The following is a 24517-nucleotide window of genomic DNA, read 5'->3' as shown; positions in this document are numbered from 1 at the left end:
ATCATGAGTGAACCGCTTATTTCCGCGCGTGGCATCAGCCGCTCGTTTCAGGCCGGGGACGAAACCATCACCGTGCTGCGCGATGTCGATATCGACATATATCCCGGTGAAATGGTGGCGATTATCGGCGCCTCGGGCTCCGGCAAATCGACGCTGATGAACATTCTCGGCTGTCTCGATCGCGCGAGTTCAGGGACCTATGTCTTTGATGGCAAGGATGTGAGCGATCTCGAGCCGGATGAGCTTGCACAGCTCAGGCGCGAGCATTTCGGCTTTATTTTTCAACGCTATCAATTGCTTCCCGATCTCGACGCGGTGGGGAATGTCGAAGTGCCTGCGATTTACGCGGGGGCGAGCCGAGCGGCGCGGCGAGACCATGCAAAACATCTGCTGACCCAGCTTGGCCTCGATACCCGGCTCGATCACCGGCCCTCCGAACTGTCGGGGGGGCAGCAACAAAGGGTCTCCGTGGCGCGTGCCTTGATGAACGGCGGCGAGGTGATCCTGGCCGACGAACCCACCGGTGCGCTCGACAGCAAAAGCGGCGAGGATCTCATTGCCCTGCTCCGGGAATTGAACGCGAAGGGGCATACCATTGTCATGGTGACCCACGACCCGAAAGTGGCCGAACATGCCCACCGGATTGTCGAGATCAGCGACGGGCGGATCATTTCCGACACCCGCAAGGACGTTGGCGAGCCGTCACAAGCCACCATCGAACGCCCGATGAAACAGGTTTCCGGGCTGGGCGCGTCTTTCCGCCGCCTGACTGAGGCCTTCAACATTTCGCTCAAAGCCATGCTGGCGCATCGCACGCGGTCTTTCCTGACCATGCTCGGGATCATCATCGGCATCGCCTCCGTGGTGCTGGTGGTGGCGCTTGGCAACGGGTCGCAGGAGAAGGTCTTGGAGAACATCTCTTCTCTCGGGACGAATACGATCACCGTGCGGGCAGGCTCCGGCTTCGGGGCCCGCGGGGCCGGAAGGATTGAAACGCTTGTGCCTTCGGATGCCGATGCGCTGGCGCTGATGGATCTGGCAGACAGTGTCTCGCCCGCCGTCTCTTCTTCGGCAACCGTGCGCTATCGCAGCACGGAGGCATCGGCGACGATCAATGGCGTGTCGGGGGATTACTTTCAGGTCCATGCCTATGAAACCGTGACAGGATCGGTGTTCAGTACGGATGACGTCGACAGTTACGCGCAGGCTGCGGTGATCGACGAAGACACGCAGGATACGTTTTTTGACGACGGCACCGATCCTTTGGGCCAAGTGATTTTCCTCGGCAGTGTGCCGGTGCGTGTGATCGGCGTCGTGCGGTCTTCGGGGGCAACCTTTGGGCCGTCCTCTCTGAACGTCTGGGTGCCTTACACCACGTCCATGGCGCGGATTTCCGGGCAGGACTATCTCGACAGCATCGGGGTGCGTGTGGCGGACGATTACGATATGGATCAGGCCGAGGCAGAGATCACCGCGCTGTTGAAAACCCGTCACGGGACAGAGGATTTCTTTCTGTCGAACTCCGATACGATCCGTGAAACCATCACCTCCACGACCCAGACGCTGACTTATCTCGTGGCAATGATCGCGGTGATTTCGTTGGTTGTGGGCGGTATCGGCGTGATGAACATCATGCTGGTCTCCGTGACCGAGCGGACCAAGGAAATCGGTGTGCGCATTGCTATCGGCGCAAGGCGTTCGGATATCGTCAGCCAGTTCCTGATCGAAGCGGTCATGGTCTGTCTGGTCGGCGGTGTACTCGGCATTCTCGGCGCGCTGACCGGCGGCTATCTGATTGAGGAATTCGCCTCCAGCGTGCGGTTGAGTTTCTCGACCACCGCGATTGCCGTGGCCTTCCTGTCCTCGACGCTGATCGGGATCACTTTCGGCTTTTTGCCGGCTCGTAATGCGGCACGGCTCGATCCCGTGGTGGCACTGAGCCGAGAGTGACGTACATATCTTGACTAAAAAACTAGGATAATCTATCCGGGGGCAAACGCCAGCTGAATGGATCAGCCAGCTACACGCATAGTATGGTGACTGACATGAATGACTCGGCTCTCTTTGCCTCTCTGCTCGACTTTCTCGCCAAGGGCGGCCCCTCGATCTGGGCGATCGCGGCGCTTTCGGTGATCACGCTGGCTCTGATCTTCTGGAAACTCTGGGATCTGGCCTATCTTGGTGCCTGGCGCAACACGTCCGCAGGAGAAGAAGCGCTCGCGCTCTGGGCCAATGGCGACACCGAAGGTGCCAAGGCGCGTTTGGCTGGCCGCAAGGGGCTGCGCTCGCGGTTCATTCGTGCGGCTTTCGCGGCCCATGGCAATCCCGCGTATGACGAGACCGGCGCTGAGGCCGAGACCACACGGGTTGCCAAGGGCTTTCTCGCTCGGGCGCGCTCCGGTCTGCGCCCGCTCGAACTGATCGCAACGATTGCCCCGCTGCTGGGTCTCTTGGGGACCGTGCTTGGCATGATCACTGCGTTTCAGACGCTTCAGGAAGCGGGTGCCAAGGCCGATCCGGCGCTGCTTGCGGGCGGCATCTGGGAGGCGCTTCTGACCACCGCCGCCGGTATGGCCGTAGCGATCCCGGCCTCCATCGCGTTTACCGGGTTCGAGGCCGTTGCCGACCGCCTGCGCCACGAGTTCGAAGACATGGCGACACGCATCTATCTGCGTCCCCGTGATGTGACGCAGCAACCCGTCCCGATGGCACAAGCGGCGGAGTGAACCATGGAGTTCAGCGAACCCCGGCGCAAACACCGGATGTCGCTCACCCCGATGATCGACGTGGTGTTCCTGCTTTTGGTGTTTTTCATGCTTGCCTCGCGCTTCGGCTCTCCGGCGCAACTGTCTCTGACGCTCGGTGGTGGCGCCTCGCAGGGCTATTCCGGTCCGCCGCGTCTGGTGCGTGTCGGGGCGGAAGAGCTGAAACTCAACGGTACTGTGCAGGGCGAAGAGGCACTGATCGAACAGTTGAAAGGGCTGGTGCAAAGCCCCGATGACATTGTGGTGCTTCGGCCTGACGATGAGGATGTGGCGCTGCAACGTCTGGTGGGGGTGATGGAATGGCTGGGCGAGTCCGGGTTTACCAATCTGGTTCTGGTGGAGTAAACGATGAATTTTTCTGATGCCCCCCGTCCTCAGCCCTCCGAGAGCGTCGTTCCGATGATCAACGTCGTCTTCCTGCTGCTGATCTTTTTTCTGATGACGGCTGAGATCGCGCCACCCGACCCGCTTGAACTCGAATTGCCCGAAGCCGGAACAGAGGCTGAAATTACCGCCCCCCTGCCGCTTTATCTGGCCAAGGACGGCACGCTCGCTTTTCGCGATGTGCAGGGCGAAGAGGCGGTGTTGCGGGCTTTGGAACTGGAGCGCATCGCGCTTTGCGCCGATGGGGGCTGTGAAGGTGCGAGCGGGCCGTCGATTGCCATGAGTGCGGATCGCGAGGTCTCGGCCGCGACACTGGCCGCGTTGCTGCCGAAATTGGCGGCACTCGGGTTTCCCAAGGTGGAACTCGTGACCCGGGCAGGAGGTGGAGCATGAATCGCGTTCTGACGGGCACCCTCTTTGTGTCGCTCGCGCTCGGTGCGCATCTTGCGGTGGCCGCAGTGGCGCTGATGGATCATTCCGCAGGCACGGCTGCCTCTGGTGAAGGCGGCGAGGATTTGTTGTCGCTTCAGGCGTCGAATGTGGCGCTGGCAGCCATGGTCGAGCGTTGGGAAGAGGTGCCGGAAGTGGCACCCGATCTGCCCAAGGTCCCGGAGCCGCCCAAGCCCGTCATGGAACCTTTGGAGGAAATCCCCGAGCTGGAACTGGCTCCGAGTGACATGGCTTTGCCCGTGCCGATGCAGCCGGTGGAACAAGCGGAGGTGTTCGACGCGCCGGAACCGCCGGAAGCCCCGGAACCGCCCAAACCCGCACCGAAGCCGGAAGCGAAACCTGCTCCGAAAGCGCAACAGTCGCAGCAGGCGCAACAAGCCGTGCAAGGCACTGATCGGTCCAGTCAGGAGACCCGTGCCGCAGGCGCTGGTGGCGGGCAACAGGCGGGCGAGGCGCGCGCGTCGCAAGGCGCGGGGCTGAGTGCGGCGAAGCGCCAGTCGGCTCTGTCGAGCTGGGGCGCAACCATCCGTTCGCGCATCGAACGCCGCAAGCGGGCACCGCGCGGGGTCGGGGACGGGATTGTGACCGTGAGCTTTCGGGTCAGCCGCGAAGGCGCTTTGCTGAGTGTCGGTGTGGCGAAAAGTTCGGGAAATCCGGTCCTCGATGCGGCGGCGGTTGAGGCGGTGAAACGGGTTGGCCGTTTCCCCGCAGCGCCAGCGGAGCTGACTGACGCCAGCTACCCTATGAGCTTGCCGATTAGATTCGCCGGCTGAGCCGAGGGCACTGGTCTGATGGGATGGAAGCGTCTAGCATGATGCGGACGCTTTCCACGGGAGCAGCCATGCCTGACCACTCAGCCGCTTATCTCGGGGCTTCCGGCCGGATCGGGGGCTATCTGCGTGCGGCGGAACGGCAACTCCCGGAAGACGCCCAGCGATTTCTTTGGCAATACCGGGTTTTAGAGAAGTGCGATGAGGGCGCTTTTCTCTGGCCCGATTTTCGTGACGCCACGCCTTTGAGGGCTGCGCAGATTCACCATGGTTTCGATCATATTTTGATTTTTTCTGGTGCAAACGGCGCAAAAGATGATCCCGATGCGATGCAAGCCCATGTCACGAGTGTCGATCATGCGATCACTGCGGCGCTACGAGCGGGGATCAGGCGCCTTCTGGTGGCCTCGTCTTCTGCTGTCTATGGCGCAGGGCGGGGAGAGCCGTTTTGCGAAGACGTCTCGCCCGCGCCGATCAATGCCTATGGTCGCGCCAAGGCCGCGATGGAAGACCTCTGCTCCCGGCGCGCCGCCACGGAAGGGATCGAGATTTGTGCGCTGCGGATCGGCAATGTCGCCGGTGCGGATATGCTTTTGGGCAATGCGATGCGCCGTTCCTCGGGCCCTTTGACACTCGATATTTTCCCGGACGGGCGGGGGCCGGAACGGTCCTATATTGGTCCGCTCACTTTGCTCTCGGTCTTGCGATCCCTGATTGCGACAGAGGCAAGGCTCCCGCCGGTGCTTAATCTGGCTGGTGGGAAGCCCGTGCAGATGTCCGATCTACTCGATGCGGCGGGCGTGCCCTGGACTGCGCAGCCGCGGAGCGATACCGCTCATCAGCGCATCACGCTGGATGTCACGCGGCTGGCAAGGCTTTGTCCGGAGATTGATCTGGACGGTACGGCGCAAGAGATCGTTGCCGAATGGGCTGCTGTGAGGGCCGCGGCATGAGCTTTGGAAAACGCATGTTCGACCTTTTTCTGGTGATGTGTCTCGGGCTATTGTTGCTGCCTGTGACCTGTGTGCTGGCGGGGCTGATCCTGCTCCGGGACGGGCGACCGGTGTTTTTCCTGTCCGAGCGGATGAAAACACCGGAGCAGGGATTTCACCTGATCAAGTTTCGGACCATGACCCTTTCGGCGACCGACAGCGGTGTGTCCGGTGGTGACAAGCAAGATCGGATCACGCGTACAGGCCGGTTTCTGCGCCGCAGCCGTCTCGATGAGCTGCCGCAGCTGTGGAATGTTTTCAGGGGTGATATGTCCTTTGTCGGGCCGCGCCCGCCTTTGCGGCTCTATGTCGAGCGCCACCCGGAGGTTTACCGTGCCGTGTTGCAGAACCGGCCTGGGGTGACGGGCCTTGCAACCCTGACGTTTCATGCCCACGAGGCGCGTCTTTTGGCCGATTGCGATACGCCAGAGGCGACAGATTCGGTTTATTCCCGTCGCTGTGTGCCCCGAAAGGCGCGGTTGGACTTGCTCTATCGGGAAAATGCAAGCCTCTGTTTTGACATTAAAATCCTTTTTAGGACTGTGCTTGGCATTCTGAAATAGCGACCGGCTTGGCAGACCGACGCCGATGTCCTGACTTCGATCACATGTTTTCGGTGATGTTATGGGCTTGTTAACTCCGCTCTGACTAACTTGAGAAAAATGAGGCGGAGACGCAGTTTTAAGGCGAGTTTGTCGTGTACAGAAAAGTACTTATCGTTGGGTTGACGTCCCTTCCGCGCAATGTGATCCGCGCGGTGCTTCTAATGTCCGACTTTCTGGTTCTGACGCTTTCCCTTCTCATGAGCCTGCTTCTTTTGCCCGGAATGGCGACCGTCCGCGACAGCACGACCTTGCTGTGGCTCTGCGGAGCGTTGATGATCGGCGGGCCGTTGCTGAATGTGATGTTCCGACTGGATCGGATCAAGCTGGTCATGCTGAATGCACGGGACCTGATGACCATCGCCAGGTTTAGTGCCGGTATCGCCCTGGTGATCTGGGCGACGAGTGTTGCGCTCGCGCTGCCTCGTTTCGGACCCGCCGTATTGACCTTCGGGGTCTTTGCTTTCACGGGGCTTGCGACTTCGCGCGCCATTGCGGTTTCGATCCTCAGCGGTCTGCGGGAGTATTTGCACAGGCGTAAAAACGTGGCGATTTTTGGGGCTGGCGCGGCGGGTGTGCAACTGGCCTCGGCCATGGGGCAGTCGCCCGATCGGCGTGTGGTGGCTTTTTTCGACGACAATCCCGCGATGCAAGGCATGGACATCGGGGGGATACCGGTCCTGCCCTCCGGAAATCTGGTTTCGGATGTCTATCGAAATGCGATTTCCGAGGTGATGATTGCGTTGCCGGACAGTGCTCGCAAGCGTCGTGACGCGATCGTAGATCTGTGTGAACGCGTCGACATCCCGGTCAAGATCCTGCCGTCTTTCATCGACATGCTGGTCGAGCGCGGCAATACGCGGTTGCGGACGGTGGACCCCGACGAGGTGCTCGGTCGCGGCAAGGTCGATCTGGACACGCCGGAAATGGTCAAGAGCTATGCTGGACGTGTGATCATGGTGACGGGTGCCGGAGGCTCCATCGGGTCGGAGCTTTGTCGCCAGCTTCTCAATTGCCAGCCCCAAAAGATCGTCTTGTTCGAACAGAACGAATACAATCTTTATGCGCTCGATCTCGAATTGCAGTCTCGGGCAAAGGCCCGCAACATCGAGGTTTTGCCGTATCTCGGTTCGGTGACGGATGCCGGTCGCTTGCGCCATGTGATGCGCCAGAACGGGGTGGAAATCGTTCTGCATGCGGCCGCCTACAAACATGTCCCTTTGGTCGAAAACAACGAGATCGAAGGCGCGCGCAACAATGTCATTGGGACGAAAATCCTCGCCGATACGGCGGTGCAGGAGGGGGTCGAGCGCTTCATTCTCGTGTCGACCGACAAGGCCGTGCGCCCGACCAGCATCATGGGCGCAACGAAACGGATTTCCGAACTGATCATTCAGGACATTCAGACCCGCGCGCCACACACCAAATTCTCGATGGTCCGGTTCGGCAATGTACTGGGTTCGTCCGGGTCGGTCTTGCCGCTGTTTCAGGCCCAGATCGAAAGTGGCGGTCCCGTGACGGTCACGGACCCCGAGATACGTCGTTATTTCATGACGATTGCCGAGGCGTCGCGGCTTGTCCTTCTGGCCGGAGCCTATGCCAAAGGCGGCGACGTGTTCGTGCTCGACATGGGGCAGCCGCAGAAGATCATGGATCTGGCGCGTAAGTTGATTCAGCTTTCGGGGCGTCGTGTCAAAGACCCGCTGACCGGAGAGGGCGATATTGAGATCAAGATCATCGGCCTGCGCCCGGGCGAAAAGCTATATGAGGAACTTTTCGTTGATTTGGACAATCTGCGCAAAACACCGAATTCGAAAATCCTGCGGGCGGAAGAACATTGTCTCAGCCAGATCGAGGTCGCCGGTCTGTTGCGGGAAATTCAGGCGGCGATCGAGGCGCCGAATCCCGGCAAGCTTCGCCAGATTTTGATGCGTTGCACCCATGAACACGACGTGTCTCCGCAGGTTCGAACCGGAACCGAGCCCAGGCTGTAACGATGGGGCTTTGCCGCCCAGCGTAAAGCCCTTTGCCTTTCACGGGCTGTAATGTGCGGCGGTCTATGCCTTTGTCTCTCCCGATGTCGTGCGGTGGGCATGGTCAGCATGACCTTGTCGCCTTACCCCGGCTCGCATAGGTAAGAGAGAAGGACAGAGAAAGGCGGGGCACGATGATCACCTATCTCAAAGGCTATTCGAAGAAGAAGGACAGCTTCATGTCCTCCGTGGCTGAGGCCGATGGCGGGAGGCATGTGCTCCGAACGATCCCGATGTCCCTGCGCGATTTCCCGGAGACCCGAACACGGGTAGAGGCTGCCCTTTCTGTGGCGAAGCGGCAGCCGAAAGGCCCTCTGGGCCGTGCGCTCAAGCGCTTGCTGATCCGGTTGCAATACAATGGCTCACGCCGCTATTTCACCCGGCATCGGGATACGATCGCGCTGTGTTGGAACGGGATAACCGGATCGCGCAGGGTGTTCATGGAGGGGGCAAAGGACGCAGGCGTGCCGACGCTTTTCGCGGAACTTGCGCCCTTTCCGGGGCGGATGCAACTCGATCATACCGGTGTCAACGCGCTGGGCTCCCTGCCGCGCGATGCACGGTTTTATACCGCATGGGCCGCAGGGCGTCCGGAGCGGCAGAATGAGGACTGGCGGCACTTGGGCGCCAATCTGACGGCGCGGGCCTCGCGGCGCGCAGATGTCGGTCAGGCGTCGGGTGCGGATCTGGCCGGTGAGAAATTCCTTTTCGTCCCGCTGCAGGTGCCGAACGACAGCCAGATCACCCTGTTCTCCGGCTGGGTCGGGTCTGTGCCCAATATGCTTGCCGCGCTGGCAAAAGCGGCGGCTGCCCTGCCGGACGGCTGGCACATCCGGGTCAAGGAACATCCCTCGGCGAAGACCTCTCTTGCATGGCCCTTGGCCAGTGCCGTTGAGGCGGCGAAGGGGCGGATCGTGATCGACAATCAAACCGATACGTTCGAACAGGTCCGGGCGAGCCGCGGTGTCATCACCATCAATTCCTCTGTCGGGCTTCAGGCGTTTTTCTACGACAAGCCGGTGATCGTTCTGGGCGAGGCTTTTTTCGCCATGCCGGGGCTGGTCACGGTGGCGGATAGCCCGGAGGCCCTGAGCGGCGCGCTTTATCAGGCGGAATCACTCACCTTCGATCCGGCGCTTCGGGCCGCTTTCATGAACTATCTTGATCAGGTCCATTTCCCGCGTATATCGAACGACCCGATTGCGGGTGTCATGATCGACGAAAAGGCCGCAAAGGCGCGAATTGAGGCGGCGCGGGCGGCACAGCGGCGCTAAACCCTCTTTCTTCTCCGCCCCCTTTCCAGTAAGGCTCTGCGCCAGTCACCCAGGACGAATGAGGAGTGCCAAATGGGTTATAAAGTCGTCGTCGCAGGCGCCACGGGCAATGTGGGCCGCGAAATGCTGAACATCCTCGCCGAGCGCGAGTTTCCTGTCGATGAGATCGTGGCGCTGGCGTCGCGCAAATCTCTCGGCACCGAAGTGAGCTTTGGCGACAAGACCCTGACAACAAAGGACCTCGACACGTTCGATTTCTCCGGCTGGGACATTGCTCTGTTCGCCGTGGGTTCGGACGCGACCAAGACCTACGCGCCGAAAGCGGCGGCGGCGGGCTGTGTCGTGATCGACAACTCGTCCCTCTATCGCTACGACCCGGAAATTCCGCTGATCGTGCCGGAAGTGAACCCGGACGCGATCGAGATGTACAAAAACAAGAACATCATCGCGAACCCGAACTGTTCGACGGCGCAGATGGTTGTGGCGCTTAAGCCGCTGCATGACCGTGCGAAAATCAAACGCGTTGTGGTCTCGACCTACCAATCCGTGTCCGGTGCCGGCAAAGAAGGCATCGACGAGCTTTGGGACCAGACCAAGGGCATGTATGTCCCCGGTCAGGAAGTCGCGCCGTCGAAATTCACCAAGCAGATCGCCTTCAACGTGATCCCGCATATCGACGTCTTCATGGACTCGGGCGACACGAAAGAAGAGTGGAAAATGGTCGCCGAGACGAAAAAAATCGTCGATCCGTCGATCAAGGTCACCGCAACCTGCGTGCGCGTGCCGGTGTTCGTCGGTCACTCGGAAGCGGTCAATATCGAGACCGAAGAGTTCCTTGATGAGGACGAAGCCCGTGAAATCCTGCGCACGGCGCCGGGCATTCTCGTGGTCGATAAGCGCGAAAACGGCGGTTACGTGACTCCGGTCGAATGTGTCGGCGACTTCGCGACCTTCATTTCCCGCATTCGTCAGGACGTCACCGTCGAGAATGGTCTGAACCTGTGGTGTGTCTCCGACAACCTGCGCAAAGGCGCGGCTCTGAACGCGGTTCAGATCGCTGAACTGCTCGGTCGTCGGGTGCTCAAGAAGGGCTGAGTTGCCCGGCATGGTCGAAAGACGGTAACTAAACTCTTAACAAAAGGGCGCTTGCGAGCGCCCTTTTTTGTTGGGTTTCGTGGCGCCGATTCGCCACCTCAGAGGCATGATCACGGCTTTTCTGAGAAAGTCTGTGGTGATGGGCTTGTCTTCCGGGCAGGCATTACTGCGAAAAGCAGCAGTTTTTAAACAATCAACACTCTGAAATCTGAGCGAAATTTCGGACAAGCCAGAGTGGATGCGCAGTTAACTTTAAACTTTATTCATACACGCGGCGCATCTGTGGCGCTGTTATGCTTATTTTCGGCCTGACGACAGAGCCATGCAACGAAGGGGTAGGGTGATGTTTCGAGTGAAAATCGATCTTGGCGCGATGCGTCAACATGAGATCAAAAGGAACGACACGGGAGCATCGGACCGTTCAGTCGACCGTCTGGGTGACTGGGCGGAGGAATTGGCCAAGCCTCATCCGCAGCTCACCCGTGAAGATCTGTGCAAGACATTCCACGAGAAGTTTCAGGACGGCTGCCGCCGCGAAACCAAGACCGTCGCCTGACTGCGTGTCGGGGGATCGGCGAGCTTTCGCCATGCGCGGGCTGCGGCTTTGACGAAGGGGGAATTCCCCTTGCGCAAAGCTGAAGCGCATTGGACCTTTCCTCCGACCATTTAGGAGGAAATCATGTTCCCGAAATTTAGCCCGCGTGCCATTCTGACCCTGTCCTGTCTTGCCGGAAGCGCATTGATCGCGTTGCCCGCCTTCGCAGAGCGCTTCGAGGCGCGTAGCTTGGTCACCGAGGCGACACTCTACCCGCAAGGCGCGATGATCACCCGCAATGCGACCGTCTCTCTGCCCGAAGGCGCACATGAGATCGTCTTCGTCGACATTCCGACGCGTTATTCCTACGAGGAGATTGCGCGGAACATGCAGATCCGTGTCGAGGGGGGCGAACTTGGCCCAGTGGCTTACGGCATCGAAGACATCTCCAAAGCGCTGCTCATTCGTTCAGAGGCGGAGAAAGCCGCCTTGGCGCGTGTCGAGACGCTGGAAGGCGAGATCGATGACCGGCGCGCACAGATTGCGCAAATCGGGTTCGAGGCCGAGGCTGCAAAGGACACGCTTGCCTATCTCGCACGGCTGTCTGACGGAAGCGATGCGGAGCAAAGCGCGGCCACAGCGCGGATGATCCGCGAAGAATCCCTTGCTGCCCGCCTTGCGCAGCAGGACGCGGAGCGTCGGGCCAAGGCTGCAGAAGCGGCCATGGAAGACCTTGAGGCAGAACTGGCGGAGGCAACAAAGGTGCTTGAGCTTTTGGTGCCCTCCGAGGAGAACCGCATCTCCATCACCTTGCCGGTGACCATGGAGCAGGCGGGGGATGTCGAGATCGGCTTTACCTACATGTCCAATGAGGCCGCCTGGCAGCCCCGGTATACCGCGCGGCTGAATACGGACGACAACTCCCTGTTGTTTACGCGTTCGGTCGTCGCCATGCAGGACACCGGCGAGCTTTGGACCGATGTTGCGCTCACCTTTGCCACGGACGATCCGACCCGCCGTAGTTTTCCGCAGGACGTCTATTCTCTGATCCGCCGAGTCTATGAACCGCGTCCCGTCGAGCCGCTGATGCGCACCATGGCCAGCGATGCGATGGAGGGGGGCTATGCCGAGCCTGTTATGGAAGCACCAATGATGGTGCAGAAGATGAACACCAACCTTTCCGGCCTCAGTCAGACCTATAGCTACCCGACGCCTGCGACGCTCTATTCGGGCGAGGATGCCGTGGAATTCGCTCTGGCCACCGTCGATCTGTCGCCGGAGATTTTCGTGCGCGCCGTGCCGTTGCATGAGGAGGTGGGCTATCTGATGACGAGCTTCACAAATGAGACGGGAGAGATGCTGGTGCCCGGTCCGGTGCAGTTGATCCGCGACGGTGTGAACCTAGGTGAGGCGATGCTTGATACCCTGGTCGATGGCGGCGAGGCGGAGCTGGCCTTTGGGCCGGTGGATGGCATTTCCGTGAAGCGTGTGCTCCTGACCCGCAACGAAGGCGACCGCGGTATGATTTCCAAATCCAACGAGACGGAAACGGAATGGCGGATCGAAATCGCGAACCTGACCGCGCGCACCTGGCCGATCGAGGTTCTGGATCGCGTCTCCGTGTCTGAACAGGACGAGTTGAAAGTGGACTGGTCCGCCTCTCCCTCGCCGGATGTCGAGGGTGTGGACGACAAACGCGGGGTGCTCGCATGGCATTTCGACCTTGATGCGGGCGACAGCCAGCAAATCAGCCTGAGCGAAAATCTGCGCTGGCCGGAGGGCAAGATGCTGCAATGAGTGCGGCCATTCGTCAGGTGTGACGTATAATTTATACGGGAGTCCGGATCGCATCCGGGCCTCCGTGATTCGGAAATTTTAAGGCTATGTTAAGCCTGTCACAAAGCTGCCGCAGGAGGGTCAGATCACCGTCACGGGTCTCAAGACAAGTTAACCAATATTTAAGCGATGAAGAGAATTTTAACTTTTGAAATCCGACTTTTAACGGGACGTTATCTCTTTGACTCTTAAGACATATTGTTTGTGCATCTGCGGGAAAAATCGCAAATGTCTCAAATTGTTTCCATGCTCCATTTCCGCCAATCGATCGCCCGTGTTCCCATGATCTCAAGGGTTCCGGGGGGTAGGAACGATGCGCGACGAAAGGATGGAAACATGATCAAGCTGATGAAGACCGCAGGCCAGTCCGTCGAGGCCAAAGGTGCGATCCTTTTCAACTGGGACGTGCATGTCCTCGAGGCTGCCGGGCGTCCCGCCAATCACAACCTGACACGGGAGGCGCGGCGGTCGAACGTGATCATCCTCGGGGGATATCGCAACGATCCAGACTATCGCCCGGACCTCGGTGCCCGCCTCGCGCTGGCCGCCTGATCGTCAGACATTCAGAAAGGACAGATCCATGACCGACTATTTCGCCAAAGCCCGCAAAGGCCGCATCATTGCGCTGAACCTGTATCAGAGCGGCGCCGTGATGTTTTTCCCGGAAGAGTTCGGCGAGATCGTCTCGACCGAGCGCTCGACGAGCCGCCATGTGGTGACGCAGATGAGCAAACCGATGTTCGTGCGTTCCGTCTCGGTGCAATCCGGTGCGCTGATCGAGGCACCGCGCCCGGAAAAGGTCGCCAACGCGCCCTTCGTCTTGACCGAAGAGCACGCCGTCGAAAACGTCCTGCGGCTGGTTGCCTGACCTGATGGGGTCAGGGCAGGGATCAGACCTGAACGAAGGTCTTGCTCTCGGGATCGTACTGGAGAAGGTCGCCGTCGCCGATGTCCGTCCAAAGCCCGTGAAGGGTGAGATTGCCTTTTTCGACGGCCTCGCGGACAAAGGGGAAGCTCATCAGGTTCTCGAGCGAGATCAGGATGGATTCCTTTTCCAGAGCATCTTTGCGTTGCTCTTCCGGCACATCGAGAACGCGCTCGTAGCCTGGGCGGAGGATGTCCATCCAGCGCCCGACGAACGAGGACTTTTCTTCAAGCTCCGGTGCATGGCCTGAGCACATGTCATAGCAGCCCTGAACGCCGCCGCAGTTGGAGTGCCCGAGGATCACGATATGGGCCACTTTCAGCGCGGTGACGGCATATTCCACCGCCGCCGAAGTGCCGTGGTGGTCGCCGTCGTCGGTGAAGGGCGGCACGAGGTTCGCGATGTTGCGGTGAATGAAGAATTCGCCCTGATCCGCCCCGAAGATTGAGGTCACATGCACACGGGAATCGCAACACGCGATGATGAAGGCGCGGGGGCGCTGACCCTCTTCCGCGAGCTTCTTGTACCAGGTGCGGTTCTCGTTGAAGGTCGTGGCCTTCCAGCCGTGATAGCGTTGGACCATGTAGTTCGGGAGGGGGCGTGCGTATTTCATCGGGTGAAACGTTCCTTTTCAGACGTCTGCTGCCAAATTGCAGCGAATGTAATGAGAGTTTTCGGGGAATTCGAGTGAGAAACTGCTTTGCATTAAACCTTTTCTTGAGGGTCTTGTTGCAAAGTTTCTGCATAGCGCGTGGGGGCGCATGAGATTTGTGGGGTAGAGACATGGTGGTGTCAAAGTTGCGGCCGGATGGGACGGTCGAAGTGGATCGTGATCGTTTGGATCAATTGTACAATCAGTTGGGAACCTCCGGCGCGGACGGTGTTGTCTCGCGCGCGATGGAGGAACTGGCGGTAAGACTGGCCAAGGTCGAGAGCGGTTATCGCAAAGGTCAGTTCGCGGAGATGCAGCGGGCGGCGCGTTCGATGATCGCGATCTCGGAGCAGATCGGTATGGTCACCTTTGCCCGCGTCGCGGGAGATGTGAGTGCACTGGCCTTGACCGAGGACAGTACGGCGCTGGCCGCCTGTGTCGAGCGTCTGATGCGGATCGGTGAGAATTCCCTTCTGGCGGTCTGGGATTTGCAGGGGGCCTCTCTCTGACGCGGGTCAGGGGCGAGACGGGTGCGTATGTCCCTTGCCGCACTCAAAGACGTCCCCGGACGCTTCGGCTTGCAGGTGGCATCGGATGAGCTAAGTTTGGCGTGACCGTCATGAAAGGCCCACCCGATGCCACTTTCCTTTGCCAAACCCGGCGCATCTTCCCTTCCGCTTTATCTGACCACGCCTGAAGATCTTGAGGCGAGGCTTGCGAGCCTTGAGCCTGCTCAGGTCGTTTGGGCAAGGGCGCAGGGGTTCAGTGCGAGCGCCGGAGCCGTGTGCCTCCTGCCGGGAGCGGATGGTATTGCAGGGGCTTTGGCCGGTTTGGGCAGTGCGAAAGAGCGTGCGCGTCAGAGGTTCAGTCTCGGGGCGGTGCGTCCGAAACTGCCGAAGGGGACGTATCGTCTGGAGACGGAGCTCACGGGTGATACGCTCGATGAACAGCTCCTCGGCTGGCTGTTTTCCGGATATGTCTTTGACGTCTATGCACAAAAAAATGCGCCTGAAGCTGATCTGATCGCGCCCGAAGGCGTCGATGCCGCGCGGCTTGAAGCCATCGCTTTGGGTGAGGCGCTGACACGCGATCTGATCAACACGCCCGCCAATGACATGGGGCCGGCGGAGCTCGAATTCGCCGCGCGAGCGCTGGCCGAAGAGCATGGCGCAGAGATTGCCGTGACCACAGGCACGGCGCTTTTGGACGACAACCTGCCGATGATTCACGCCGTTGGTCGCGCCTCTCCGCGCGAGCCGCGTCTGATCGACATGCGCTGGGGACAGAGCGGTCCGACGCTGACGCTTGTGGGCAAGGGTGTGTGTTTCGACACCGGTGGGCTGAACCTCAAGCCGGGTTCCTCCATGGGCTTGATGAAAAAAGACATGGGTGGTGCGGCCACGGTGCTTGGCCTTGCAAAGATGATCATGGCGCTCGACCTGCCGCTGCAATTGCGGGTGTTGATCCCGGCAGTGGAAAATGCCGTGGACGGTTCCGCCTTCCGGCCGCAGGACATCCTGACCTCGCGCAAGGGGTTGACGGTCGAGATCAACAACACCGATGCGGAGGGGCGTTTGGTTCTGGCCGATGCTCTGGCACTGGCCGATGAAACGCCGCCCGATCTGGTGATCTCCATGGCGACGCTCACGGGGGCGGCACGTGTGGCGCTCGGTCCCGATGTGCCGCCGTTCTTTGCTACGGACACGAGGGATGCGGCGATTCTGTCGCGGGCTTCCGCAAAGGTTGCCGATCCAGTCTGGCAACTGCCCTATTGGGAGCCTTACGAGACGATGATCGAACCGGGCATTGCCGATCTCGACAATGCGCCCTCGGGGGGGATGGCAGGGGCGATCACTGCCGCGCTGTTCCTGCGTCGGTTCGTGACCGAGACCCCGCGCTACATGCATTTCGATATTTACGGCTGGTGCCCGTCGCCGCTTCCGGCCCGCCCGAAAGGCGGGGTGGGGCAGGGCGCGCGGGCGATTCTCGCCGCCCTTCCGGAGCTTCTGGACCTGTGACAGACCGTCGCCTGACCCCCGCCAATGCACGTGTCGCCCTGTCTGGTCATGCCTTGGGTGGGCAGGCCGAGGTCACTCCGACGCGTTACACCATTTCCTTGCCCGTTGCCGATCTGCGAGCGTCTCCCGGCGGGGCGCGAGACCGGCAGCTTCTTTGGGGGGAGGGGTTCGATGTGCTGGAATTGCGCGATGGCTGGGCCTTTGGCATTGCCGCGCGCGATGGTTATGTCGGCTATGTCGATGAGGCCGATCTTGGGCCGGAGCTGAGCGCGACCCATACGATCTCGGCGCGCGCGACTCATCTCTATCCGCGCGACGATTTTAAAACCGAAGCGGTCACCAGCCTGTCGTTCGGCTCGCGGATCAAGGTGGTCGATGAGCGGCGCAAATTCATGGAGATCGAGGGCGGCCTGTTCGTGCCGAAAGCCCATATCCGCCCGCTTGAGCGGCCCTTTTCAGACCCGGTGACCATTGCGCAGATATTTTTCGGAACGCCCTATCTCTGGGGCGGAAATTCCGCCTTTGGCATCGATTGTTCCGGTCTGGTGCAGGCGGGGCTTCTGGCCTGTGGCGTGCTCTGTCCGGGGGACAGCGATATGCAGATGAGCCTCGGGTCCGAGGCCACGGGCGGCTATCAGCGCGGCGATCTTTTGTTTTGGAAGGGCCATGTCGCGATGTGTGTCGACGGGGAGGTTTTGATCCACGCGAATGCGCATCATATGGCGGTGGCCTATGAGCCGATCGAACGGGCCATCGCGCGGATCGAGGCGCAGGGCGACGGGCCGGTGACGGCGCATCGCCGGGTGTGATTTATTCCACCGGACGGATTAGCTTGCGATCGAAGACTCGCAGAACGGTGCGCAGATCGGCACCGCGTTTGAGGATCTGACCATCCATGCCGATCACGGCATACATGCCCTGTCGACCGCGCAGTTTCGGGCGTTTTTCGATGCGATAGATCGGGTGCTCGGCTGTGCGGCGAAACACCGAGAAGACCGCGACATCTTTGAGAAAAGACATGCCGTAATCGCGCCATTCGCCGACCGCGACCATGCGTCCGTAAAGTCCGAGAATGGCCCCAAGCTCATGGCGGTCGAAAGCGACCTTATCCGGTGGGCTGGGCGGCTGAGGGCCCGGGAAGGGCGTCGGCGTTTGTACATTCATGTATTGAGAGTGGGCGCATTTCCTCTGCAAATCAAGAAAACTCGTGAGCGCCCTGTGGATTGCCGCATTTCGGGCATGAAATCGCCCGGAATATTCCTTGCTCGACCCCTCATTTGGCCCGCTTCTGACGTCACAAATGGGGACAGAGCGAGAACGCTTTACCCCGGTGTCGCGGTTCAACAGCCCCCACCCAGTTCGCGGCACCGGGGATCTTGCTCAACCAACTTTCAGGGCCGAGGCAGGTGATCTGTCTCGGCTTTTCCTTTGTTGGCACCCGGCGAGGCTTAACCACACCAGACGCGGCTGATGTGACCGGTGTCATCAATTTCGATATTGGTGCGTTCCGGGCGATGATCCATGGTCACGGCCATGCCAGGCAGGATGATGCGGAAAGGTTGGGGAATTGTGAGCCCGTCGAGCGCGGATTGCGGTTCGCCGATCAGCGGGGTGACGAGAGCGGCGGCACAGGTTTGATGCGCGGTGCCTTCGGGCATGGCCGGAGTATCCTCCTGACAGGCGCTGAGAGTGATCAGAGACAGGACAAGCAAGGCGGCGATGCGGGTCATCGAGAGGCTCCGTAGCGGGCAAGAAACATGGCGACGGCGCTGTCGATGATGTCCTGTTTCTGACTCTCGTCAATTTCAAAGGACATCTGGAATGTGCGCATTGGTACGAGGCGAACTTTGCACAATTCGGCGAATTGTTCCGCCGCAAGTTCGATATCGTCAATTTGCAATTCCCCGCGGGCGGTCGCGGTGGCGAGATATTGCGACAGGCGTTTTTTCACGAGACCCGGTCCGCTGTCGTAAAAACGCTGGCCGACCTCAGGAAACCGCAGGCTTTCGGCGACCGCAATGCGATAGACGGCTGTACCGAAATCCGAGAGCAGGAAATCGAGGATCTTACGCCCTGCGGAGGGCAGCAATTCCTGCGGTGACTGGTTTTCGTCCATACGTTCGGTGAAGGCATCGGCCTGACGCGTGGCTTCAAGCGCTGCGACCTCGAGAAACAGTACGCGCTTGTCAGGCACGTAGCTATAGAGCGTGGCCTTGGACACCTTGGCTTCGCGGGCGATGTCGTCGACGGAAGCGCCTTCGAACCCGTCTCTGAGAAACACGGTCCGGGCGCCTTCGATCACCTGGGCATATTTGCGCCCCTTCTTGATGGTGGAATCTGTCTGGTCCATGGCTCTCTCTCTGATATGTCGAGTTTAATGCGTTCGGATTTGTGCGCCAATGCAAGAAAAAAGGCAGGCCATTGGCCTGCCCCAGTGCTCGACAGGGATGTCGATGGGCCGCACACGACACGCGGCCCTCGCTAAACTAAACTGGATGGTTTACTTTAACAAGTGACAAGCGCAATGACAGCGATGCTGCATGGCATATAATGGGGTTGCAGAATGCCAAATGGACGCTATTTTAGAACCATTCTAAATTGAGGTCCAATATGCTCCCGGTACTCGCCAATCGCAGACGCTTTTCTGATCTGTCGGAACAGGAAATCATCGCGCTCGCCATTTCGTCCGAGGAAGATGACGCTCGAATCTATCGCCAATATGCCGAGAAGCTGCGCAACGATTTTCCGGACAGCGCGAAAATTTTCGATGGTATGGCAATTGAAGAGGACGGACATCGCGAAGCGTTGATTTCTTTGCATAAACGTCGCTTCGGCGATGTGATCCCGTTGATTCGCCGCGAACATGTGTCGGGCTATTATGCCCGCAATCCGGTGTGGCTGATCGAGAATCTGGGTCTCGAACGCATACGCGACGAGGCGCAAGCCATGGAGCAAAGCGCCGAAGCCTTTTACCGCAAGGCCGCCGAACGCACGCAGGATGCCGACACACGTGCACTTCTGGGGAGGCTGGCCGCGGCAGAGGCCGGGCATGAGCGGCGGGCGGAGGAGCTGGAGGATCAGTTTCTCGATGACGATACCCGTTCTGAAGAAGACAAGCATGCGCATCGCCAGTTCGTTTTGACCTGGGTTCAGCCGGGTCTGGCCGGGTTGATGGATGGTTCGGTCTCGACGCTCGCGCCGATCTTCGCCACCGCTTTTGCCACGCAAAACACCCATACCACCTTCCTCGTCGGTCTCGCGGCCTCCGTTGGGGCCGGGATTTCGATGGGATTTACCGAGGCGGCGCATGACGATGGCGTTATCTCCGGGCGTGGCTCGCCGATCAAACGCGGGTTGGCCTCGGGGATCATGACCGCGGTCGGGGGGCTGGGCCATGCGCTGCCCTATCTGATCCCGGATTTCTGGACGGCGACCTTCATCGCCTTTGCCGTGGTCTTTATCGAATTGTGGGCCATCGCCTGGATTCAGAACCGTTTCATGGAAACACCCTTCCTGCGGGCCGTTTTTCAGGTTGTGCTGGGCGGCGCACTGGTGTTCGCTGCGGGGGCGCTCATCGGCGGCGGCTGATCGAGTAATTTTGCCAAGAAGAAGGCGGATGCCGTGACGAAAATCTATGTCGATGCAGATGCCTGCCCGGTGAAAGCCGAGGCGGAAAAGGTCGCGACGCGGCATCGTTTGCCCTGTCTTCTGGTCTGCAACGGCGGGCTGCGGCCGTCGCAGAACCCGTTCATGGAGCTTGTGATCGTCCCCGACGGGCCGGACGAGGCCGACAAATGGATCGCCGAGCGCGCCGGGCGTGGCGATGTCGTTGTGACGGGGGATATTCCTCTGGCGGCCAAGGCCGTCGAGGCCGGGGCGCGGGTTTTGAAACATGATGGCGAGGCGTTTACCCCGGCCAATATCGGCAATGCTCTGGCGATGCGCGATCTGATGTACGATCTGCGCGCCGCAGATCCGTTTCGCCAAGGCGGCGGCAAGGCCTTTACAAAAGCCGATCGGTCGCGCTTTCTGGATGCCTTGGAGCGGGCGGTTCAGGCCGCGAAACGGGAGAGCGCATGACTGTTGACGCGGTGATTTTCGACATCGGCAACGTGTTGATCGAATGGCAACCGGAACGGCATTACGACGCCACGGTCGGGGTAGATCGGCGCAGGACCATGTTTGAGGCGGTCGATCTTCATGCGATGAACGATCTGATCGATCAGGGCTACGATTTCCGCGCGACAATCGAGGTGGCTGCGGCGCAACATCCTGAATTTCAGAGCGAAATCATGATGTGGTATTACGACTGGATCAAGATGGCGCAGCCAGAGATTCCGCATTCGGTGAAGCTGTTGCGGGCGTTGCGCAAGAAAGGCGTGCCGGTTTTTGCGCTGACAAATTTCGGCATCGAGAGTTTCGAATTTGCCGAAACGCAATACCCGTTTCTGACCGAGTTCGACCGGCGCTATGTCTCCGGGCGGATGGGCTGCGTCAAACCGCATGCGATTATTTACGAGATGGTCGAGGCCGATTGTAAAATTCCGCCGCAGAACCTTTTGTTTACCGATGACCGACAGGACAATATCGACACGGCCAAAGCGCGCGGCTGGCAGACGCATGTGTTCGAAGGGCCGCTGGGCTGGGCGGAGCGTTTGGTTGCGGAGGGGCTTTTGACCCCGCACGAGGCCTCAGCCTAGCGCGCGTTGGCCCAGAGGCACTTCCTTTACCGGAAGATGGACGATGGCCGAAAACGCACCGATGCCAACGCCGACCCACCAGACGGCAGTATAATCGCCGTAAAGATCGTAAAGCCGCCCACCCAGCCAGACGCCCAGGAATGCGCCGAGCTGATGGGAAAAGAACACGATGCCATAGAGCGTGCCCATGTAGCGCAGCCCGTAGATATGCGCGACAAGGCCGGAGGTCAGCGGCACGGTGGCCAGCCACAGCGCGCCCATGACGACGGAAAAGATTAGCACCGAGGTCGGCGTGATCGGTAGCGCGATGAACAGGGCCGCGGCCAGTGTGCGCCCGAGGTAAATTCCGGCGAGCAGGTATTTCTTGGAAAACCGGTTGCCGAGCCAACCCGCCAGAAGCGTTCCGCCGATATTCGCGAGTCCGATGAGGGAGATCGAAATGGCACCAAGCGCGGAGGTCGTAGAGACGCCCAGAGAGGCCAAGGTGCCCGAGGGATCAATCGCGCCGCACATCTCCGTCACCATCGCCGGGAAATGTGCGGTGATGAAAGCGAGCTGATAGCCGCAGGAGAAGAAGCCGAGGAAAATGAGCGTATAGGTCGGATCGCGGAAGGCTTTGCCGAGGATCGCGCCGAGGCTCTCTTCCAACTCCGCCTTGGAGGCCAGAGCAGGGCTGCGCATCATCGGCAGCGCCAGAAGGGTTGTGAGCACGGCGACGGCGAAGAGCAGGAAGACGTTTTGCCAGGACATGAAGCTCAGGAGCCATTCCGCCAGAGGGGCGCCAAACACCTGCCCGGCCGATCCCGCAGCCGTTGCGATGGCGAGCGACATGGAGCGATTCTCGGCCGATGACGCCCGACCGACGACCGCGAGAATGACGCCGAAACCCGTGCCTGCGATGCCAAACCCCACCAGCGTTTCATAGAATTGCAGGCCGATGGGCGAGACGGCATAGGACGACAGAACCAGCCCGAGCGCATAGGTCACAGCGCCGAGGATGATCGCCTTGCGATCCCCGATCCGCTCCGCCAGAGCGCCGAAAATCGGCTGACCAATGCCCCAGAACAGGTTCTGAACCGCAATCGCCAGAGAAAACTCCGCCCGCGGCCAGTTGAACTCCGCAGCAATCGGGATCTGGAATACGCCAAACGAGGCGCGCACCGCAAAGCTCACGATGATGACGATGCACCCGGCGATCAGAACCGGGGTGAACAGGGGCGCGCGCGTGTCGGACATCTTGGTCTCCTTTACGCCATCCTCCCGGATCATACCCCCTTCGGTCAATCGAATGATCGCAATGGTTCGCATCATCTTTCCTTATGCGTTGCGGCGCAGTAAGGGAGAAGCATGGATACGCTGATGGACATTTACGCGGCCCGGGTGGCCGCTGGCACCTTGCGCGAAGACCCGGCGCAGATTGCGGTTTTGCCGCTTCTGGAACGGGTGCGCGCCGATCTTGCGCGGCTTCCGGCGAAGAAGGGGCTTTTGTCCCTGATCGGCGGGCGGAAAAAGCCTGAGCCTGTGCATGGGCTTTATCTTTGGGGCGGGGTCGGGCGTGGCAAATCCATGCTGATGGACCTGTTCTATGAACACGCCCCCGTGCCCGCGCGTCGGGTGCATTTCCATGCTTTCATGCAAGAGGTTCAGGCGGGGATCGAGGCGGCGCGGCGTGCCGGAACCGCCGATGCCATCGCGCCCGTGGTGGAGAAGATCGCCGAGGACATCCGGCTTTTGTGCTTCGACGAGATGCAGATCACGGACATTGCCGATGCGATGATCGTCGGGCGTCTGTTCGAAGGGCTGTTTGCCAAGGGCGTGACCGTTGTCACAACCTCGAACCGCGTGCCGGATGACCTTTACAAGGACGGGCTGAACCGTCAGCTTTTCCTGCCCTTCATCGAGATCATCAAACAGCGGCTCGACGTGCATCACCTGCACTCGCCGGTCGATTATCGTCAGGGCCGCCTGACCGGCACGCCGGTCTATTTCCATCCGGTCACGCCCGATGTGCGCGCCACGATGGACGACATCTGGACCGATCTGACGGATGGCGCGACGGAGAGCCTGACGCTGAAGGTCAAAGGCCGCGACGTGGTTTTGCCGAAGTTTCACAACGGCATCGCGCGGGCGACGTTCTGGGATCTCTGCGGTCAGATGTTCGGGCCGGGCGATTACCTTGTGATCGCGGATGCGGTGAAGCTTTTGATCCTCGAAGACATTCCGCGCCTGACGCGCAACAATTTCAACGAGGCCAAACGCTTCGTGACGCTGATCGACGCGCTTTACGAGGCCAAGGTGCGCACGGTCTGTTCCGCCGTCGATGAGCCGGAGCGGCTCTATATCGAAGGCGCAGGCGCGTTCGAATTTGAGCGCACGGCATCGCGACTGCGCGAAATGCAGGACAAGGATTGGGGCGGAGAGGCGAAAGACTGATCAGCCTTTCGCCAAAATCTCCCGAACGCGTGGCGCGACTTCTTCGCCATAAAGCCGGATCGTATCCATCAGCGCCTCGTGAGACACAGGCCCGGACGAGATTTTCAAATCGAACCGGTCGAGCCCCAAAATGGTAACAGTCGCCGCGATTTTTTGCGCGACGGTCTCGGGCGAGCCGACCACCAAAGCCCCATGATCGACCTCGCGCTCGAACGCCTCGCGCGTCAGGGCTGGCCAGCCGCGGCTGTGGCCAACGCGGTGGTGCATGATCCGGTAACCTTCGAAATACCGATCCCGCGCTTCGGCGTCGGTGGCGGCGATATGGCCCGGCGAATGACAGCCCAGCGGCAATTGCGGCGCCCCCATTTTGTCGCGGATGTCGCGATAGAGATCGGTGAAGGGTTTGAACCGCGCCGGGCTGCCGCCGATGATGGCAAGGGTCATGGAAATGTCGTTGGTGGCGGCGCGCACAACCGAATCCGGGCTTCCGCCGACACCGACCCAAACGGGGATCGGGCGTTCCGGGCGGGGATAGACCACTTGCGATTTGAGCGGCGGACGGTGACGCCCGGACCAGCTGACTTTCTCTTCGGTTGCCAGCAGTTTGAACAGTTCGAATTTCTCTTCGAACAGCATCTCGTAATCCGACAGATCATAGCCAAAGAGCGGAAAGCTTTCGGTAAAGGACCCGCGTCCCAGAGTAATCTCGGCACGCCCGTTCGAGATCGCTTGGAGCGTCGAGAACCGTTGAAACACCCGGATCGGATCGTCGGAGGACAGGACCGTCACCGCAGAGGTCAGTTTGATCTTGGAGGTCTGCGCCGCGATGGCGGCCAGCACCGGCTCGATCGCGGAGACAGCGAAATCCGGGCGATGATGTTCGCCGACGCCGTACACGTCGATCCCGACCTGATCGGCCAGAATGCCTTCCTTGATCACGTTGCGGATAACCTGCCCCTGCGGCAGCTCATGGCCTGCCGCGTCCCAAGTGACGTCGCCAAACGTGTCGATACCGAATTCCAAAGCCATGTTATAGGTCTCCTGTGTTGAGAC

The 24517-nt window shown here is 60.1% G+C and carries 27 protein-coding genes; 21 read left to right on the top strand and 6 right to left on the bottom strand.

What is annotated here, in order from left to right; all coding sequences use genetic code 11:
* Positions 1–3 precede the first annotated feature (3 nt).
* The 14 genes from V1471_RS13730 (at position 4) to V1471_RS13665 (ending at position 13604) form a co-directional block, all read left to right on the top strand.
* Positions 4–1950, top strand: a complete 1947-nt coding sequence (locus V1471_RS13730; RefSeq protein ID WP_434289556.1) for a MacB family efflux pump subunit — start codon at positions 4–6, stop codon at positions 1948–1950.
* 95 nt (positions 1951–2045) lie between these two features.
* Entirely contained in the window at positions 2046–2726 is a 681-nt protein-coding gene (locus V1471_RS13725) for a MotA/TolQ/ExbB proton channel family protein (RefSeq protein WP_434289554.1), read from the top strand.
* 3 nt (positions 2727–2729) lie between these two features.
* Positions 2730–3110: an ExbD/TolR family protein gene (locus V1471_RS13720; RefSeq protein WP_434289553.1), complete on the top strand. Its 381-nt coding sequence runs from the start codon at positions 2730–2732 to the stop codon at positions 3108–3110.
* A gap of 3 nt (positions 3111–3113) precedes the next feature.
* A complete protein-coding gene (locus tag V1471_RS13715; RefSeq protein WP_434289551.1) occupies positions 3114–3542 on the top strand; it encodes an ExbD/TolR family protein in 429 nt (142 codons plus the stop codon).
* Positions 3539–4372: a TonB family protein gene (locus tag V1471_RS13710; protein ID WP_434289549.1), complete on the top strand. Its 834-nt coding sequence runs from the start codon at positions 3539–3541 to the stop codon at positions 4370–4372. The genes V1471_RS13715 and V1471_RS13710 overlap by 4 nt, the downstream gene beginning before the upstream one ends.
* A 68-nt stretch (positions 4373–4440) precedes the next feature.
* Positions 4441–5322, top strand: coding sequence for an NAD-dependent epimerase/dehydratase family protein (locus tag V1471_RS13705; RefSeq protein ID WP_434289547.1), 882 nt, complete (start codon positions 4441–4443; stop codon positions 5320–5322).
* Positions 5319–5924, top strand: a complete 606-nt coding sequence (locus tag V1471_RS13700; RefSeq protein ID WP_434289545.1) for a sugar transferase — start codon at positions 5319–5321, stop codon at positions 5922–5924. The genes V1471_RS13705 and V1471_RS13700 overlap by 4 nt, the downstream gene beginning before the upstream one ends.
* Positions 5925–6127: 203 nt before the next feature.
* Positions 6128–7957: a polysaccharide biosynthesis protein gene (locus tag V1471_RS13695; RefSeq protein ID WP_434289543.1), complete on the top strand. Its 1830-nt coding sequence runs from the start codon at positions 6128–6130 to the stop codon at positions 7955–7957.
* A gap of 173 nt (positions 7958–8130) precedes the next feature.
* Entirely contained in the window at positions 8131–9270 is a 1140-nt protein-coding gene (locus V1471_RS13690) for a capsular polysaccharide export protein, LipB/KpsS family (protein ID WP_434289541.1), read from the top strand.
* Between the two features lie 72 nt (positions 9271–9342).
* A complete protein-coding gene (locus V1471_RS13685; protein ID WP_434289539.1) occupies positions 9343–10365 on the top strand; it encodes an aspartate-semialdehyde dehydrogenase in 1023 nt (340 codons plus the stop codon).
* Positions 10366–10717: 352 nt separating this feature from the next.
* Positions 10718–10921 (top strand): hypothetical protein, encoded by a 204-nt coding sequence (locus V1471_RS13680; protein ID WP_434289538.1) that lies wholly within the window; start codon positions 10718–10720, stop codon positions 10919–10921.
* A gap of 123 nt (positions 10922–11044) precedes the next feature.
* Entirely contained in the window at positions 11045–12697 is a 1653-nt protein-coding gene (locus V1471_RS13675) for a DUF4139 domain-containing protein (RefSeq protein ID WP_434289536.1), read from the top strand.
* Positions 12698–13072: 375 nt separating this feature from the next.
* On the top strand, positions 13073–13288 hold the full coding sequence (locus V1471_RS13670) for a hypothetical protein (protein WP_434289534.1): 216 nt from the start codon (positions 13073–13075) through the stop codon (positions 13286–13288).
* A gap of 28 nt (positions 13289–13316) precedes the next feature.
* Entirely contained in the window at positions 13317–13604 is a 288-nt protein-coding gene (locus tag V1471_RS13665; protein ID WP_434289532.1) for a hypothetical protein, read from the top strand.
* A gap of 22 nt (positions 13605–13626) precedes the next feature.
* Here V1471_RS13665 and V1471_RS13660 read toward each other — a convergent pair whose 3' ends face one another.
* Entirely contained in the window at positions 13627–14274 is a 648-nt protein-coding gene (locus V1471_RS13660; RefSeq protein ID WP_434289531.1) for a carbonic anhydrase, read from the bottom strand.
* 170 nt (positions 14275–14444) lie between these two features.
* Between V1471_RS13660 and V1471_RS13655 the strand changes: the two genes are divergently transcribed.
* The 3 genes from V1471_RS13655 (at position 14445) to V1471_RS13645 (ending at position 17140) form a co-directional block, all read left to right on the top strand.
* On the top strand, positions 14445–14822 hold the full coding sequence (locus V1471_RS13655) for a hypothetical protein (protein WP_434289529.1): 378 nt from the start codon (positions 14445–14447) through the stop codon (positions 14820–14822).
* A 126-nt stretch (positions 14823–14948) separates the two neighbouring features.
* Positions 14949–16331: a leucyl aminopeptidase family protein gene (locus V1471_RS13650; protein ID WP_434289527.1), complete on the top strand. Its 1383-nt coding sequence runs from the start codon at positions 14949–14951 to the stop codon at positions 16329–16331.
* Positions 16328–17140 carry an NlpC/P60 family protein gene (locus V1471_RS13645; RefSeq protein WP_434289525.1) on the top strand — a complete coding sequence of 271 codons (813 nt, stop codon included), beginning with the start codon at positions 16328–16330 and terminating at the stop codon, positions 17138–17140. Before V1471_RS13650 ends, V1471_RS13645 begins: the two co-directional genes overlap by 4 nt.
* A gap of 1 nt (position 17141) precedes the next feature.
* Here V1471_RS13645 and V1471_RS13640 read toward each other — a convergent pair whose 3' ends face one another.
* From V1471_RS13640 to V1471_RS13630, 3 genes are all read right to left on the bottom strand, one after another.
* Positions 17142–17495: a DUF2794 domain-containing protein gene (locus V1471_RS13640; RefSeq protein ID WP_434289524.1), complete on the bottom strand. Its 354-nt coding sequence runs from the start codon at positions 17493–17495 to the stop codon at positions 17142–17144.
* 284 nt (positions 17496–17779) lie between these two features.
* On the bottom strand, positions 17780–18061 hold the full coding sequence (locus V1471_RS13635) for an I78 family peptidase inhibitor (protein WP_434289522.1): 282 nt from the start codon (positions 18059–18061) through the stop codon (positions 17780–17782).
* On the bottom strand, positions 18058–18681 hold the full coding sequence (locus V1471_RS13630) for a TetR/AcrR family transcriptional regulator (RefSeq protein ID WP_434289520.1): 624 nt from the start codon (positions 18679–18681) through the stop codon (positions 18058–18060). The genes V1471_RS13635 and V1471_RS13630 overlap by 4 nt, the downstream gene beginning before the upstream one ends.
* Positions 18682–18941: 260 nt before the next feature.
* On the opposite strand from V1471_RS13630, the gene mbfA reads away from it, so the two are divergent.
* Genes mbfA through V1471_RS13615 form a run of 3 tightly spaced genes read left to right on the top strand, consistent with a single transcriptional unit; the run spans position 18942 to position 21031 of the window.
* Complete coding sequence (gene mbfA / locus V1471_RS13625; protein WP_434289519.1) at positions 18942–19919, top strand: iron exporter MbfA; 978 nt, start codon at positions 18942–18944, stop codon at positions 19917–19919.
* Between the two features lie 33 nt (positions 19920–19952).
* Positions 19953–20411 (top strand): YaiI/YqxD family protein, encoded by a 459-nt coding sequence (locus V1471_RS13620; protein ID WP_434289517.1) that lies wholly within the window; start codon positions 19953–19955, stop codon positions 20409–20411.
* Positions 20408–21031 (top strand): HAD family hydrolase, encoded by a 624-nt coding sequence (locus tag V1471_RS13615; protein WP_434289515.1) that lies wholly within the window; start codon positions 20408–20410, stop codon positions 21029–21031. Before V1471_RS13620 ends, V1471_RS13615 begins: the two co-directional genes overlap by 4 nt.
* Here V1471_RS13615 and V1471_RS13610 read toward each other — a convergent pair.
* Positions 21023–22267, bottom strand: coding sequence for an MFS transporter (locus V1471_RS13610; protein WP_434289513.1), 1245 nt, complete (start codon positions 22265–22267; stop codon positions 21023–21025). The genes V1471_RS13615 and V1471_RS13610 overlap by 9 nt on opposite strands.
* Positions 22268–22378: 111 nt before the next feature.
* Between V1471_RS13610 and zapE the strand changes: the two genes are divergently transcribed.
* Entirely contained in the window at positions 22379–23464 is a 1086-nt protein-coding gene (gene zapE / locus V1471_RS13605) for a cell division protein ZapE (protein ID WP_434289511.1), read from the top strand.
* On the opposite strand, the gene V1471_RS13600 is transcribed toward zapE, so the two are convergent.
* Positions 23465–24493: an LLM class flavin-dependent oxidoreductase gene (locus V1471_RS13600; RefSeq protein WP_434289510.1), complete on the bottom strand. Its 1029-nt coding sequence runs from the start codon at positions 24491–24493 to the stop codon at positions 23465–23467. It abuts the gene before it with no gap.
* Positions 24494–24517: the final 24 nt, after the last annotated feature.

This window comes from Celeribacter sp. SCSIO 80788, from assembly GCF_051054295.1.
GTDB lineage: Bacteria > Pseudomonadota > Alphaproteobacteria > Rhodobacterales > Rhodobacteraceae > Celeribacter.
This window is presented reverse-complemented; position numbering and strand designations above follow the sequence as displayed.

Excerpts from the sequence above, each read along its gene's own strand:
- V1471_RS13730 (WP_434289556.1), top strand. The coding sequence starts at position 4 with ATGAGTGAACCGCTTATTTCCGCGCGTGGCATCAGCCGCTCGTTTCAG.
- V1471_RS13685 (WP_434289539.1), top strand. The coding sequence starts at position 9,343 with ATGGGTTATAAAGTCGTCGTCGCAGGCGCCACGGGCAATGTGGGCCGC.
- V1471_RS13720 (WP_434289553.1), top strand. The coding sequence starts at position 2,730 with ATGGAGTTCAGCGAACCCCGGCGCAAACACCGGATGTCGCTCACCCCG.
- zapE (WP_434289511.1), top strand. The coding sequence starts at position 22,379 with ATGGATACGCTGATGGACATTTACGCGGCCCGGGTGGCCGCTGGCACC.
- V1471_RS13610 (WP_434289513.1), bottom strand. The coding sequence starts at position 22,267 with ATGTCCGACACGCGCGCGCCCCTGTTCACCCCGGTTCTGATCGCCGGG.
- V1471_RS13695 (WP_434289543.1), top strand. The coding sequence starts at position 6,128 with ATGTCCGACTTTCTGGTTCTGACGCTTTCCCTTCTCATGAGCCTGCTT.
- mbfA (WP_434289519.1), top strand. The coding sequence starts at position 18,942 with ATGCTCCCGGTACTCGCCAATCGCAGACGCTTTTCTGATCTGTCGGAA.
- V1471_RS13655 (WP_434289529.1), top strand. The coding sequence starts at position 14,445 with ATGGTGGTGTCAAAGTTGCGGCCGGATGGGACGGTCGAAGTGGATCGT.
- V1471_RS13600 (WP_434289510.1), bottom strand. The coding sequence starts at position 24,493 with ATGGCTTTGGAATTCGGTATCGACACGTTTGGCGACGTCACTTGGGAC.
- V1471_RS13640 (WP_434289524.1), bottom strand. The coding sequence starts at position 17,495 with ATGAATGTACAAACGCCGACGCCCTTCCCGGGCCCTCAGCCGCCCAGC.
- V1471_RS13665 (WP_434289532.1), top strand. The coding sequence starts at position 13,317 with ATGACCGACTATTTCGCCAAAGCCCGCAAAGGCCGCATCATTGCGCTG.
- V1471_RS13725 (WP_434289554.1), top strand. The coding sequence starts at position 2,046 with ATGAATGACTCGGCTCTCTTTGCCTCTCTGCTCGACTTTCTCGCCAAG.
- V1471_RS13615 (WP_434289515.1), top strand. The coding sequence starts at position 20,408 with ATGACTGTTGACGCGGTGATTTTCGACATCGGCAACGTGTTGATCGAA.
- V1471_RS13660 (WP_434289531.1), bottom strand. The coding sequence starts at position 14,274 with ATGAAATACGCACGCCCCCTCCCGAACTACATGGTCCAACGCTATCAC.
- V1471_RS13690 (WP_434289541.1), top strand. The coding sequence starts at position 8,131 with ATGATCACCTATCTCAAAGGCTATTCGAAGAAGAAGGACAGCTTCATG.
- V1471_RS13635 (WP_434289522.1), bottom strand. The coding sequence starts at position 18,061 with ATGACCCGCATCGCCGCCTTGCTTGTCCTGTCTCTGATCACTCTCAGC.
- V1471_RS13705 (WP_434289547.1), top strand. The coding sequence starts at position 4,441 with ATGCCTGACCACTCAGCCGCTTATCTCGGGGCTTCCGGCCGGATCGGG.
- V1471_RS13710 (WP_434289549.1), top strand. The coding sequence starts at position 3,539 with ATGAATCGCGTTCTGACGGGCACCCTCTTTGTGTCGCTCGCGCTCGGT.
- V1471_RS13700 (WP_434289545.1), top strand. The coding sequence starts at position 5,319 with ATGAGCTTTGGAAAACGCATGTTCGACCTTTTTCTGGTGATGTGTCTC.
- V1471_RS13675 (WP_434289536.1), top strand. The coding sequence starts at position 11,045 with ATGTTCCCGAAATTTAGCCCGCGTGCCATTCTGACCCTGTCCTGTCTT.
- V1471_RS13630 (WP_434289520.1), bottom strand. The coding sequence starts at position 18,681 with ATGGACCAGACAGATTCCACCATCAAGAAGGGGCGCAAATATGCCCAG.
- V1471_RS13670 (WP_434289534.1), top strand. The coding sequence starts at position 13,073 with ATGATCAAGCTGATGAAGACCGCAGGCCAGTCCGTCGAGGCCAAAGGT.
- V1471_RS13650 (WP_434289527.1), top strand. The coding sequence starts at position 14,949 with ATGCCACTTTCCTTTGCCAAACCCGGCGCATCTTCCCTTCCGCTTTAT.
- V1471_RS13715 (WP_434289551.1), top strand. The coding sequence starts at position 3,114 with ATGAATTTTTCTGATGCCCCCCGTCCTCAGCCCTCCGAGAGCGTCGTT.